Below are 14,021 nucleotides of genomic sequence, written 5' to 3' on the forward strand. Positions count from 1 at the left end.
GCCGGCCGCCGCGGACGACGCGGCCGGCGTCTGCTGCTGCGGAGCCAGGCCCAGCGCTCCGACCGAGAACAGGACGGCCCCCAGGGCGAGAGTGATGGCCGTGTTGCGCAGTCGTCTGCCGCCGCGGGCCGGAGCAGTGGGGGCATGGTCGGTCGGGCCTGGCACTGGTACTCCCTGTGATGTGTGACGGGCAGGGGGCGGAAGCGGTGTCCGGACCGGTGGGTCCGGTCCGGACACCGCCGTCACCCGGGATCACCCCTGGACGGGGCGGCCGGTCAGCTGGTGGCGCGGCGCCGTCGCAGGCGCAGTCCGCCGAGGCCGAGCAGGGCGACACCCGCGGTGCCGAGGGCCGCGGCGTGCGACGGGTTCATCGCCGACTGCCGGGTTCCGGACGGTCCGCTGTTGACGCTCTTGGAGTGGGGGAGCGCCAGGTACGGGAAGCGTGCGCCGAAGGGCACCTCATTGGCGTCGACCTTGTCGCCGGCGGCGAGTGCGGGTACGAGCTTGCCGGTCTGGGCAGCGCCCTCCACCGCCTGGAGGGAGATGTCGATGACGTCGTCCGCCAGCCGGCGCCCGTTCGGGAAGCCGGCCAGGTCTCCGGCGAGCACCCCGAGGCGCTTGGGCTGCGCGGTGGGCGGAACGGCCATGTTCAGGCGCAGCTCCTCGGCCGGGACGATCTTCTTGAGCGAGGCGTCCTTGTTCAGCCGGTGTGCGTTCAGATCGGCCTTGATCGGTCCGCAGGCCTTGCAGATGCCGGTGAGGTAGATCTCCGCCAGGTCCTTGCGGGGCGCCTTGGGAGCCGGTACCCCGTACACCTTCTGGATGAGCTTGGGCAGGATCGGGTCCAGCACCTTGTCCACGACGGGCTGGACGGTACGGTCCTGGCTGGGGTTGAGAGTGTTGAAGGCGTCCTTGTACTTCAGCGGTACGACGACCTCGTTGACCAGCGGGTTCCCGAGACGGGAGATCTGCTTCCACCCGGTCCGGGCGCTTCCGCTGCGGGAGTCCGTGACCTGGGCGCCGCGGCGTTCGGTGGTGGACCAGATGCCGACGACGGGGTTGCGGGTGGCGTTGCCCCGCAGTGCCAGGTCCTTCTTGGGGATCTGGAGCGCCACCGAGTTGACGTTGTACCCGGCGAGGGTGTCCTGCCCGCGTTCGCTGAGGTCCCCGCCGTAGAGCAGGTCGAAGACGCGCAGGTCGGCGAAGAACGGGTCCTCCGCCTGTCCGGCGAACGCCTTGCCGCCGCGCGGCACGTTGCGTACCGCCTGAGAGCGCAGGGTGGCGTAGTTCGGCATGGACGCCTTGCCGACGTTCGACGGCGCGACCGGGGCTCCGCGCAGGATCGTGGAGGTGCCTCGGGAGGTGGTCACCGTCAGGTCGTAGACCTGGCGGATGTTGAGGTCCGGGTCGTTGAGCGAGGTGACCGGGCCCGTGTTGTAGAGGAACTGGCCGCCCGCGTCCCGGGTCAGGGTGCGAAAGCGCCAGCTGTACGTGACGTCGGCGTTGCCGTCACCGGTGTTGTCGATCTTGATGTTGTACCGGGCGTCGTCCGCGAACTGGTAGAAGTTCGGACCGCCGTTGGGCTCCTCGAAGGGAATCCAGTTGGCGGCGAGCGTCACCGTGTCCGAGCGGTCGGGGCTGGTGAAGGCGTACACGTCGGTGTTGTCCGCCCGGGGGTCACCGGCGATCAGCGGGGCCTCGCGGTGGCTCGACGCCGCGCTGATTCCGGGTGCGAGCGAGAGAACGCCGAGACCTGTGGCCAGCGCACCGGTACCGAGGACGAGGAGGGAGTGGTCGAGGACGCGCCGGCTGCGCGGCCTCGGAGTGGGGGAGGTCAAGACTGAGCCTCTCGACAGAGGGATCACCGCGCACCGCCTGTGTGGGTCACACGTGCCGGTCCGGGGTATCCGTGGGGTGGATCGAACGGATCCGACGATCACGCGCAAAGGACATGAAGATCCGGGCGTATGCCCAGGGGGCGGGGCCCCGCTGATCGTCGGGGCGACAGCGAACCACATTTCTCCGGAAATGAACTCACGCCAGTGTCAAGAAATTCATCGACAGAACGTTCCATTCCTCAATAGCCGCAGATGAACGCAGGAATGGGCGCCGTCGAGCGGACGGAAAGTCGCTGAATCACGCCACTCCGTCAGTAGGCCAAAAGTGGGACCTGACCCTTATTGCAAGCTATTCGCAGTAGTGGTGTAGTGCCTCTCGGAGGGCTTCTCCTGTCGGATCGAAGTGCATGACAGCCGTCAACTCGGCTGGCAGGCAAGGGGATCGGCCTGGCGTGGTCGATCGACCGCCAGTCCTTTGATCACTTGAATGGCACACGAGCAGGCCTGAATCTGCGACGGGTTCGATCCGGGAGCAATCCGCGACCGGCGCTGCTACGAATCACTCATGGATGTGCCCCTGCGAGGGGCTTTGTGGCGACTGCGGAGAGGAAATAAACCGAAAGGGCGCGAGATCAATAGCGCCGCCAGGCAATCGGCTATTCGGCATTCCCGGAAGTCGGTGGCGGAATTTCGCGATCCCTCCCATGGGGAAACTGAACCCCATGGGTATCTCCGTCGGTGTCTCGCCTGCGGTGAACGTCACCGGGCGGTCGGGGCTGTGAGCTCTCGGGCCGGGGGCGGTGATCGAGTGGTGATGGTGAGCGCCGTCTCACGGGTGTCTGGGGGTCTGTCGGGTGGACGGGATGCGCCGGGACAGGCCGGGCATTTTGCCCGCACATGGTTCCGGGTCCTCTCTTGACATATATATAATTGCCATATGCATCAATCGTCATCCCCGTCAGGGCTCACCGACGAGCAGCGCATCGAGGCCGCTGCCCGGGGCCTCCTCAGAGGCATCGGACGACTGGCGCAGACACTCTTCCGCACGGGCGAATTCGGACTCACCCGCAGCCAGGCGGCCGTACTCGACGCGCTGGAGGACCGCCCCCGGCGGGTGACCGCACTCGCGGCGTACACGGGTATGGCGCAGCCGCGCGTGACCGTGGTCCTGCAGAGCCTCGAAGAACGCGGGCTGGCCTCGCGCGAACGCTGCGCACCCGACCGGCGTGTCGTGGAGGCGACCCTGACGCCGGCCGGCCGGACCCTGCTCGAAGAAGGGCGCCGACGGATGGCCGCGGCGCTCCTGAGGGGCCTCGACGCCGGCGTCGAGGACTCCGAGCGCGCGGTGGGCGACGCCCGCGACGCCCTCACCACCCTGCTGAACGCGATGGAATCGGAGACCAGTTGACCAGCCCAGGAGCCGCGCCGTCGGGCACGGCGTCGGCCCGAGCAGCGTCCGCACCACCCACCGGCACCACCCCCGCACCCGGGCCTGCCGCGCCATGCACCCCCGTATCCGGGGCCGGTGTTCCCCGCGCCCGCGCACCACGCCGGGTGGGCGGACCCCGAAGGCGCTGGGACTGGGTGCTCGCGGCGGATCCCGGCCTCGGCCAGCTGCAGGCGGGATGGCGCACGTTCGTCGCGATGGTGACCGCCCTCGCGGTCGGCTACGGCATGGCGCGCGCCCTCGACATCCCGGCCATGATCGGCATGATGGTCGGCGGGATGATGGGGCTGATGAGCGCCTTCGCCGTCGCCGAGAACACCTGGCAGCGGCTGACCCACGCCATCCTGTGGATGCCGTTCCCCTACGCCGCCGTCCTGTGGCTGGCCGCGGAGCTGCACGACGACCGCCGCCTGGAGATCGGCCTGATGGTCGGCGCGCTCGCCCTGACGTTCTTCCTGGCCCGATTCGGCCAGCTGTCCCTGCTGACGGGGATGATGCTGTTCAACGGCCTGATGGTCGGCATGATGGCGAACATCCCCGCGGGGATGTCGGGCAAGGCGTTCCTCGTCGCCCTTACGTCCGCCGCCGCGGTGCTCGCGACCCGGCTGCTCCTCTGCTACCCGATGCCGCGCGAGGACCTGCTGCGCACCCAGCGCGCGTTCGTCGTGGAAGCCCGCCGGGTGGCGGACGCGGCCGTCGAGGCACTGGACCCCGATGCCGACCAGGAACGGGCGGTACGCCGTATGGCGCGCGCACTGCGCCGGCTCAACGTCACCACCGTCACCATCGACGGACGCCTCGCCCAGCCGGAGGTCGCGGCCGATCCCGACATGGCCGAACTGCTCCACCGCCACCTCTTCGACGCGGAGCTCGCCCTGCGGGGGATAGGCCGGGCCGTCCAGGACCTGACGCGGCTCGATGTGCCTCCGGACCTGCGCGAGGCACTGGTCGTCGGACTCGTCGTCGCGCGGGACACCCCTCTCGGCGGCGCCCAGGGACTGCGCCCCGCAGCCGAGATCATCCGGCAGCAGGCCGACGCTGTGCCCCACCTTCCCCATGCCGCGCCCAGCCCTCCCGATGCCGTGCAGCAGCAGACCGATACGGGCACCGGGCAGGCGGAGAGCGTCGAACCGGCCTGTCGCGTGGCCCACCTCCTCGACTCGCTGGCCGGCTCGCTGTCCCACTGGCTCGCGCTGGGCCGGAACTCTCCCGAGTCACCGGACGAGGTCCCCTTCCAGTCCACCGTCGCCCTGGAGCGCAACCGTCCCGCCGGATCGGCCGCGGCGACGAAGCGCGTGCTCGCGGCAGGGACGGAGACGAGCTGGCGACGCGCCGTCCCCTTCGTACGCGCACCGCTCCACGCGGGGGTGGCCGCCGCGATCGTCTGCCCGATCACCGACGCCATCGACCCGCACCGTTTCTACTGGGGGCTGGTCGGCGTCATGATCACCCTCTTCGGTACGAACACGACCCATGAGCGGCTGCGCAAGTTCGGCCACCGCATGGCCGGCACCGTGGTCGGCGCGGTGATCGGCATCGCCCTGCTCCACCTGGTGGGTCACGGTCACGTCTACGTGATGCTCACGGTCATCGTGGCGGGGATCACGCTCGGCGCCTGGGGAATGCAGCGCGCCTACGCCTTCTGGGTCGTCGGCCTCGTCGTCGCACTCGTGCAGTTGTACGGGCTGACGACGCCCGACGCGGGCATGGACCACCTGCTCGGCGAGCGGCTGCTGGACAACGGTCTCGGCATACTGGTCGCGACCGTGTGCGCCGCATTGATCTTCCCGCTGTCCGGCCGGAGGATCACGCGGGAGGCGGAGCGCGGCTACGTGTCCGCCGTCGACGAACTCGTTTCGCAACTGGCCCTGCGCTGGGAGGACCCCGATGCCCCCGTCCGGCTGCGCGGAGCCGCTCGCGCGGTCGACTCCGCCCTCTTCCAGGTCGTGAGCCTGGTCCGGCCACTGGTCAGGATGCCCCTCGGTGTGCGGGAACGGGACGCGGACAACCGCACCGCCCTGCTCACCACGGCCACCGGTCACGCCCGCGCCCTCGCGGCTGCCGCCGACATCGACATCGACCTGGCGCCCCGGCAGGCCGAACGGTTCACACGCATCACGGCCACACTGACCGGTTCGCTGCGGGCCCTGGACCGCGCCCTGGCCACCGGCGAACCGGATGAGCCCTGGCAGGCAGTGACCCCGCTGATACGGGAACTGAAGGCGGACCTGGACCCGGCTCCACCGGGGCCCCGCGCCGGCCGCATCCGTACGGCCCTGCGGGAACTGGCCGCGCTCGACGAATCCCTCGCCGGGTACGCGGAGCGCTGCGGACTCACCGTGCGCAGCACTCCGCGGCAGGACGTCGTGAGTTCGCCGATGGAACGGCGCACGCAGGCACTCGTGGCGGAGTGGGGAATCCGACGGACGCCCCACGACGCCGCGACCTCCGGGCGCTCCGCCGGCGTCTCGACCACTGCCGCTCCCGGAACGGCGACGGCCGCACCCCAGTCCGTTCCGCCCACTCCTCCAGCCGTCTCGGCCACGCCTTCCGGTGGAGTCACCGTCGCGGGAACCGTCCGGTGCGACCGGCACCCGGCCGGCTGCGCGGGATGGATCACGGTGATCGACGCACGCGGGAAACGGGTCGCGGCAGGGTCCGTGCAGTCGGGCCGGTACCGCGTCGCCGGGCTGCGGCCGGGTCCGCACACACTCGTCGTGTCGGCTTCCGCCCATGCCCCGCATGCGGAGCTGCTGTCCGTGCCAAATGCGGGCGGGACGGGACGCATCGGCCACGACATGCGGCTGTAGCGGGGGCGCTCGGACGAAGTGCGGGGCAGCTCCGCAGGTGCCAGGTGTGCACTTCGTCCGCGGTGCTTCACCCCGTCCATCGCCCCGGCCTCCGCCTCCGGTCAGCGCGCGCCGGCGTCAGGCTCGGCGAGCAGGTCCGCGTACCGGCCCCGCCAGGGATTCGCCTCCTCTATCTGGGCGCTCAGCGCGATCAGCGTCGCCTCGTCGGCAGGGCGCCCCACGAGCTGGACCCCGACCGGAATCCGGCCCCCCTCCGTCCAGTACAGCGGAAGGCTGACGGCAGGCTGGCCCGTCATGTTGTACGGGCTGGTGAACGCACTGAACGCGCTCTGCCGGTACAGGTTGACCAGCGGGTCGCCCGACTCGTCGAAGTACTCGACGCTCCGCGGGAGCGTCGCAAGGGTAGGGGTGAGCACGACGTCGTACGCCTGTGTCGAACGGATCGCGCGCCGCGCGGCACCGTGCATCGCCGTGACGGCCGCGGCGAACTGCTCGCCCGACACTCCGCGCCCGTACTCCCTCCAGGCCCGGGTCACCGGCCGGAGCAGGCTCTCCCGCCCGGCCTCCAGCGAGCGCCCGAGCGACTGCACACCCCATGCGGTCACGAAGTGCTCGGAGATCTCGGGGCCGAACGGGGTGGGTATGTCCTCCACGACGTGGCCCAGGCTCTCCAGCAGGTGAGAGGCGTGTTCCCAGGCGGCCAGGCAGGCAGGGTCGAGGGTGATGCCGTCGGCGGCCGGTACCGCGTACCGGCCGATGCGCAGCCGTCCGGGAGTCCGGTCGGCATGGCCGAGGAACGACTCGCCGGCCGGCAGCGGCGGCGTCCAGTGCGGGTCGCCCGGCTCGGGCCCGGCCAGGACGTCGAGCAGGGCCGCCGCGTCACGCACGGACCGGGCCAGCGGACCCTGCACCGCGAGGCCCGTGACCTCGGCGCCTGACGGTCCCGAACTGACGCGGCCCCGCGAGGGCTTGATGCCGACGAGCCCGCAGACGCTCGCCGGGATCCGGATGGAGCCACCGCCGTCACTTGCATGGGCGACGGGGACCAGGCCGAGCGCCACGGCCACCGCGGCTCCGCCGCTCGACCCTCCTGCGGAGAGAGACGGGTCCCAGGGATTGCGGGCCGGGCCCACGAGATCGTTGTCCGTGTAGCAACAGCAGCCGAATTCGGGTGTGTTGGTCTTGCCCAGGCTGATGGTGCCTGCCGCACGCATCCGCGTCACCGTGTGGGCGTCGGTATCAGGGACGTGACCGGCGAAGGCCTTCGACCCGTACGTGGTCGCAACCCCGGCCGTGTCGACGAGGTCCTTGACGGCGGTCGGCACACCGAACAGTGGCGAGCGGTGTGCGGGCTGCCGCTCCGGGAGAGCCGCTGCTTCGGCGAGTGCGGCCTCGGGAGTCCGCGTCAGAAAGGCGCCGAAACGTCCGTCGTACCGCTCCACGCGGGCGAGGTGATGGCGTACGAGATCCAGTGGGCCGGCCTCGCCCTTCCGCACGGCGGCGGCCTGTTCGAGCGCGGTGAGTTCGTGCAGCCGGGTCTGTTCGGTCATGCGGTGCGTCCTTCCTCGGAGTCGGGCCTCATCTCGGCGAACTGCCGGGCCACGGCCTCCTCGTGCAACTGGAGGTCACGCCGGGCGTCACGCGGCCGCCATCGGCCGGACATGACGAAGACGAACGGCAGGAACAGCACCTGCCCGCCCAGACACACCCACCACCAGGTCTGCCACTTGCCCGGGTTGTCGGCACTGGCCCGCTGTACCTCGGGCCCGTGCTCGCGCAGGAGCTTCAGCTGCGGCGCAGCCTTCCGCACCGTGCGCAGCTGCTCGGCACCGACCTCCTTCTCCGCGCGGGAGAGCAGGGAGGCGGGCACCTTGTCCGGTGCGTACGCGTCGAGTTCGGCGAAGATCTCGGGGTGGGCCCTGGTCACCGCCAGTGCGGGCGCGGCCTGGACCGAAGCCTGTTCAACGGCCGGCCCGTACTCGATGAGAGGGGTCACGGTGTTCACCACGAGCGGTACGAAGGCCGCGGACAGGGCCACGGTGATGCGGACCGTCCAGCCCCAGACGGCCAGGCCCATCGCGGTGGCGGCCGGGTTGTGCCGCTCCACCGTCTCGGTGAACCCCGCCATCCACGGGGAGTAGGCGATGCCGCTGGTCACACCGATGCCGGCCACGATCAGGGCGAACGTGTAGTACCCGGTGTGGGGTTCGGTGGCGCGCAGGGTGAACCACAGAGTGAAGCCGATGGAGCCGATACCGCCCAGCAGCATGAACGGCTTGCGCACCCGCAGCCGGTCGGAGACGACTCCCGCCACGACGAGGGTGATCGCGTTCGCCCCCCAGTACCAGTTCAGTAGGGCGTTCGCGCGCTGCGCCGAGTAGCCGAAGGTGGTCGCGAAGTACAGCACGAAGTTGCCGACGGCGGCGTAGTACAGGAGCAGGTACAGGCTGATCGCGACAGCCGACCCGACGACGTCCGGACGCAGCATCTGACGCCACTGGGCGCGCAGCGCTGAGTCCGTGTCCATGCCCTTGGCGCGGGCCTCGACCAGCGCACGGTCCCGCAGACTCACCATGATCTGATCGCGCAGCGCCGGGGCGAGCTCGCGCAGCCCGAACAGGGCGACGACGAACAGCACCAGACCACTGATGCCCGCGAAGCGGATCTCGTCCTGCCAAGTGGTGCCGCCGCCGTAGGTGCGTGAGGTGACGGCGGTGACGACGAGGCTGCCGATGATCGGGCCCATCGTCCAGTAGCCCATGGCGGAGGCACGGCCCAGCTGGGGTGAGAAGTCCCGGATCAGAGCGGGTGTGGCCACCAGGATCATGCCCTCGACGAACGCGATCGCGGCGTAGATGAGCAGGTAGCTCACCTTTCCGGGCGCGTTGGGCAGAGCGAACGTGGTGAGCAGGCCGACCGCGAGAAGCCCGTAGACCACGATGTTGGCCCGGCCCCAGCGGTCGGCGAGACCGGCCACCAGCGAGGAGAACGCTCCCACCGCGTTGGCGGCCACCGAGATGTACACGAAGTACAGGAACGTCATGTGGTACTGGCTGATGACGGCGGTCGACACCGCGTACTGGATGTACAGCTGGTAGTAGAGGACGATCGTGACGAGGACGACGACCACCAAGTACCAGTGCCGTACGCCTGGTTCGGGGTACCGGTCGAGTCGTCGCGCCCCGAGTCCGCGCAGTGCCGATGGCGCCCTCTTGGCCGTGCGCGGCTCCGTCGTCGCCGGTGGCGAAATCGACACCTTGCCTCCCAGTGCTGGTCAACGGCACGCCGCAGTGCGTGCTCGCCGCCGCGAGGCTAGTACCGACCAGTCGGTACGGAAAAGGGGGTGTGCGGAACTTTCTGCCTGGAAGTGATCAGGAGGCGGGGGAGCCCCGGGGCTCGCAGGGTCCGGCATTCAGGCAGGGGCAGGATGGCCCGAGGGCGGCCCCATGCCGGCTCGGCAGACGCCCGGAACGGTGCCGCGTCGCCGCGTCCGGACGCCCTGCACTGTTTCACGGCACCGCGCCGGGAGCTGTGCGAGGGCGTCCGCCGACCGGCTGCCGCGGGCGCGACTGCGATGGCCGACCGTCAGCCCGGCCACGTGGTCGATCGGTACGACAGGTGGTGGCTAGCGCTTGGCGGCCACGAATCCCCACTGGTCGACCGGTTCGCCGACGACAGGCTCTTCGGGGCGCCACAGGCTGATCGAGCCGAAGCCCGGCTCCACGAGTTCGAGTCCGTCCGCGAAGGTCGCCATGATCTCCTTGGGACGCGAGATGTACGGCATGGCACCGCCACTGGCGTACTCCTCGGAACCGGCCTCGGTCTCCGGGGTCCCGATGGTGTCGCACAGCATCAGATAGCTGCCCACGGGCAGTACGTCCAAGTAGCTGCGCAGCAGCGCCGCGGCGTCGCCCGAGTCCGCGACGTGTCCCAGCGTCGACAGCACCATCACGGCCACCGGCTTGTCGAGGTCCAGCGTCCGGGCTGCCTCGCGCAACACCGACTTCGCGTCCGTCAGGTCCGCGTGCACATAGTCCGTCGCCCCTTCGGGCCGGCTGGTCAGCAGGGCACGCGCGTGGGCGAGGACGATCGGGTCGTTGTCCACGTACACGATGCGTGCCGTCGGCTCGACCTCCTGGGCGACCTCGTGCGTCGCGTTCGCGGTCGGCAGCCCGGTGCCGAGATCCAGGAACTGGCGCACCCCGGCCTCACCGGCAAGAAAGCGCACCGCCCGCGCCTGGAACGCCCGCGAGGCGCGCGCTATCTCGATGATCTGCGGGTACAGCTCCTCCATCGTCGCCCCGAGCCGGCGGTCCACCTCGTAGTTGTCCTTGCCGCCCAGCCAGTAGTTCCACACCCGTGCCGAATGCGGCGTGCCCGTGTCGATTCCGTCCACCGGCGTCCGGATGCCCTGCTCGTCAGTCATCGGCCCTCTTCATGTCGCACATCGATCGCGCGGACGACCCCCGTACCGCGCCCGCCCATGCTTCCTCACCAACATCATCCGCACCAGTCCACCAGGGGAGCAACTCCCTTGTGGAGGACAAAGGGAGAGAGAGGGGGGAGGGGCGGGCCACGGGGTTGGTGCGGAACGTCCAGCGGCTGGAGAGGTCTTCGCCCCGGCCGATGCCGTACGTCAGCGAAGCCGCTTCCCGGCCGAACGTCTTCGGGAACATCATCCCCCGCCCGAAGCAGCCTCCGCGAATGCTCCTGCCACCAGGAGCTGTTCGTCTCCGCCCGGTGCGGCCAGCAGGCAGATTCCGACCGGCAGGCCGCCCGCGCGAGGACCGGGAACGGTGAGGGCCGGAAGGCCGCCCAGACCTGCCAGGCAGGTCAGGCCGAGCAGCGCCTCGCGCACTCCGGTGCCCGGCTCGCCGTACGCCGGGGCGGGCGTCGGTGTGGCGGGGATCGCCAGTACGGCGCCCGCCAGGTGCTCGCCGAGCCAGCGGGCGACGGCCGCCGCGCAGGCCCGGGCGCTCTCCTCACGGTCGCGTCCCACCCGGCCCGCCATCCGCAGCCGTGCGGCGACGTTCGGGCCGAACTCCGGGCGGGCCCGTGTGATCCACCGGCCGTGAGCGCGCCACACCTCCGCGGCCTGGACCGTGGTGAAGGCGTCTCTGGCCGCGGCGTGCGGGACCGGCGCCCGGTCGTCGAACAGGGAGGTCCGGTCGGGCTCGACACCCAGTCCGGCGGCCAGCCGGGCGAGAGCCGGTGACAGTGCGGCGCGTACGTCCGGAGCCGCCAGGGACCACAGGTCGGCCGGGGCGAGCAGCCGGCGGGTCGTGAGGTCGCCGGACTCGGTGCCTGCCAGGAGGGCCCCCGCGGCGTCGCGCATCAGGGGAAGGGTGCGGGTGAGAAGGCCCGGGGTGTCGAAGGAGGGGGCGAGCGGGCTGATCCCGGTGAGGTCGGCGCGTGCGTGCGTGGGGCGCAGCCCGTACAGGCCGCAGTAGGAGGCCGGCACCCGGATGGAGCCGGCGGTGTCGGTACCCAGCCCGACGTCGGCGAGCCGCCCGGCGACCGCGGCCGCCGTACCGCTGGACGAGCCGCCCGTCAGACGGCCGGGCGCAGCGGGGTTGGCGGGTGCGCCGTAGTGGGCGTTGGTGCCGCCCAGACTGTAGGCGAGCTCGTCGGTGTGGGCCTTGCCCGCGGCCACTCCTCCCGCGTCCAGCACGCGGGACACACACGAGGCATGACGCGAAGCCGTCGCGGCTTCGGCGAGCAGCAGGGGGTGCCCGTTGCCGGTGGGAGCGCCGGCGAGGTCGATCACGTCCTTGACGGCCACCCGGGCACCGGCCAGGCCCGCGGCGGCGACGGGTTCCGGCAGTACGGGCGACGGCAGCCAGGGGACGTACGGCCCGATGACGGGCAGCGGGTTCGGAGCGGACGTTCCCCCGGTCACCGGAGCAGGCCCGGCGCGGTGGGTCCGTCGATCAGAAGTGGACCGAGATCCGCCTTGGGAAGGCACACATGGACCCCCTTCACACCGTCCACTACCTGCGATATACGCAGATCGACCGCTGCGCTCAGATAGGCCAGCGCCACCGAGCCGGGCAGGCCGCAGCGTTCGGCGAGATAGGTGAGCGCCGAACGGGTGGCCTTGCGGACGGCCTCGTCGAGGTCCTCGTCGAGACCGGTCACGAGATAGTGCCCGGCCGTCTCCGCGTACGGGCCGGCGAGCCCTGCCGCGAGCCGCCGGGCCCGGCTGTCGGAGTGCAGGGTCAGCCGCAGGGTGGCCCGCAGAGGAGCCTCGAACGCGGTGAGGGCGACCTCACCGTCGCCCTGGGCGAAGTGCGGGTCACCCGCGTAGAACATGGCCTCCGGCACCTGCACCGGGAGGAACAGCCGCGCGCCTTCACCCAGGAGCCGGATGTCGAGGTTTCCGCCGTGGGCTCCCGGCGGGACCGAGTGCACCGGCTCCTCGGTGGCGGGCGCGACACCCATGATGCCGAGGAAGGGAGCGAGCGGGAACCCGATGTCCCGCCCGTCGCCGACCGGCAGTCGGCCGCGACCGTCGTCGTCGACATGGGCGACCAGGGACACCGGGGGGACGGGCTGCCCGTCCGGGTGGCCCGGAGCCGGCGCCGGGTACTCCCCGGGCAGGGCGCCGCGCCCGTGCCGGTTGCTGATCACGCCGTACGCCGTCCTGCGCCGCAGGCGCACGACCTCGACCTCCAGCACGTCGCCCGGCAGCGCACCGCGCACCGCGATCGGCCCGGTGACGATATGGGGCCCCTGCGCACCGGGGTCGAACAGCGCGTCGGACGAGGCCAGTTCGATCGCGTCGTGCAACACGTCCCGCTCCGCGATCCCGGCCTCCGCGAAGAACTTCACCGGGTCGCGCCCCTGGTCCGGCAGGATGCCCTCGTGGCTCGTCGTGTCGAGGCACACCGTGGTGCCGGAGTCGACGGTGAGGGCGGGGCGGCCTGCCGCGTTGGGGAGCAGACCCCAGGTCGTCGCCCCGTGGTCCGCGGCCAGGTAGACCGAACCGTCGATGGTGCCGGTGTGAGGCTGAAGTACGCTCATGGCGTTGACCTTTGCATACACCCGTTACAAGCCGGTTAACCCATGCGGCCCGGCGAAACCCGGAGGGCGGAGCCATGGCCGAACTCGGCGCGGTGCGGAGGCGGGACGCGGGGCAGGCGGTGTGCGACGCCATCAGGAACGACGTGGTCACACGCGTGTTCACGCCCGGGGACCGCCTCACCGAGGAGAGGCTCGCGGCCCGTTACCGGGTCTCGCGCATTCCTGTCCGTGAAGCCCTGCGCACCCTGGAGGCCGAGGGGTTCGTCCACTCGCGTCCGTACGGGGGCACGTTCGTGGCCGAGTTGAGCGACAAGGAGGCCGAGGACCTGCTGGGCATCCGCCTGCTCATCGAGCCGTTCGGTGCCGAGCGTGCCGCCACCCGCCGGACCGCGGTGCACCTGGCCACGCTCGAACTCCTCGTGGCCGAGGCCAGGGAGATCCTGGATGCCGGCTCGTCGACGGGGCTCGCCGATCTCAACACCCGCTTCCACCGGGTACTCGCCGAGGCGTCGGGCAGTCCGACGCTGGCGGCACTGGTGGCACAGCTCGGATACAAGATCTCCTGGGTGTATTCAGTCGAACTCCCGCGGCGCGCACCGGACTCGTGGGCCGAGCACGAGGGAATTGTCCAGGCGTTGCGCGACCAGGACCCGAAGGAGGCGCGCGACCGGGTCGCCGACCACATCATGCGTGCGCAAGCCGCCTACCGGCTACGCGGAAAGCGCTGATCGGAGGGTGCTGCGCACCGCCGCCATGCGCCTTACCCCCGCTGTCTTCCTGCCCGTCTTCCCGGCTTCCCGTCCACCTGTCCGGCGGTCCCGTCCGCAGCCGCGGCCGTGAAGAGCTGTCGGAAACACGAGCGTCACGCGGTTAGCGGTATGCCGTAACGCGGTCTCTGTATAC

General features: G+C 70.9%; 9 protein-coding genes. 3 read left to right on the forward strand and 6 right to left on the reverse strand.

The genetic code is table 11. The annotated features are described in order from the left end of the window. Window positions 1-275 precede the first annotated feature (275 nt). The gene (locus OG408_RS39025; RefSeq protein WP_326674241.1) at window positions 276-1,838 is read right to left on the reverse strand and encodes a DUF4331 domain-containing protein; all 1,563 of its coding nucleotides are present in this window, start codon (window positions 1,836-1,838) and stop codon (window positions 276-278) included. A 937-nt stretch (window positions 1,839-2,775) separates the two neighbouring features. Here OG408_RS39025 and OG408_RS39030 point away from each other — a divergent pair. Both OG408_RS39030 and OG408_RS39035 read left to right on the forward strand, forming a co-directional pair. After that, on the forward strand, window positions 2,776-3,246 hold the full coding sequence (locus OG408_RS39030) for a MarR family winged helix-turn-helix transcriptional regulator (protein ID WP_285568093.1): 471 nt from the start codon (window positions 2,776-2,778) through the stop codon (window positions 3,244-3,246). 176 nt (window positions 3,247-3,422) lie between these two features. Continuing rightward, entirely contained in the window at window positions 3,423-6,095 is a 2,673-nt protein-coding gene (locus OG408_RS39035; protein WP_326674242.1) for an FUSC family protein, read from the forward strand. Between the two features lie 101 nt (window positions 6,096-6,196). Here the strand turns inward: OG408_RS39035 and OG408_RS39040 are convergent, their stop codons facing one another. The 5 genes from OG408_RS39040 to OG408_RS39060 form a co-directional block, all read right to left on the reverse strand. Next, window positions 6,197-7,645 carry an amidase gene (locus OG408_RS39040; RefSeq protein ID WP_326674243.1) on the reverse strand — a complete coding sequence of 483 codons (1,449 nt, stop codon included), beginning with the start codon at window positions 7,643-7,645 and terminating at the stop codon, window positions 6,197-6,199. After that, window positions 7,642-9,351: an MFS transporter gene (locus tag OG408_RS39045; protein ID WP_326674244.1), complete on the reverse strand. Its 1,710-nt coding sequence runs from the start codon at window positions 9,349-9,351 to the stop codon at window positions 7,642-7,644. Before OG408_RS39045 ends, OG408_RS39040 begins: the two co-directional genes overlap by 4 nt. 369 nt (window positions 9,352-9,720) lie before the next feature. Continuing rightward, complete coding sequence (locus OG408_RS39050) at window positions 9,721-10,521, reverse strand: SAM-dependent methyltransferase (RefSeq protein ID WP_326674245.1); 801 nt, start codon at window positions 10,519-10,521, stop codon at window positions 9,721-9,723. Between the two features lie 249 nt (window positions 10,522-10,770). Continuing rightward, entirely contained in the window at window positions 10,771-11,994 is a 1,224-nt protein-coding gene (locus OG408_RS39055) for an amidase family protein (protein WP_326674246.1), read from the reverse strand. After that, window positions 11,991-13,118 carry an acetamidase/formamidase family protein gene (locus OG408_RS39060; protein ID WP_326674247.1) on the reverse strand — a complete coding sequence of 376 codons (1,128 nt, stop codon included), beginning with the start codon at window positions 13,116-13,118 and terminating at the stop codon, window positions 11,991-11,993. The genes OG408_RS39055 and OG408_RS39060 overlap by 4 nt, the downstream gene beginning before the upstream one ends. A 74-nt stretch (window positions 13,119-13,192) precedes the next feature. Between OG408_RS39060 and OG408_RS39065 the strand changes: the two genes are divergently transcribed. Further along, window positions 13,193-13,846: a GntR family transcriptional regulator gene (locus tag OG408_RS39065; protein WP_326674248.1), complete on the forward strand. Its 654-nt coding sequence runs from the start codon at window positions 13,193-13,195 to the stop codon at window positions 13,844-13,846. Window positions 13,847-14,021: the final 175 nt, after the last annotated feature.

The organism is Streptomyces sp. NBC_01257 (genome assembly GCF_035917255.1).
Taxonomy (GTDB): domain Bacteria; phylum Actinomycetota; class Actinomycetes; order Streptomycetales; family Streptomycetaceae; genus Streptomyces.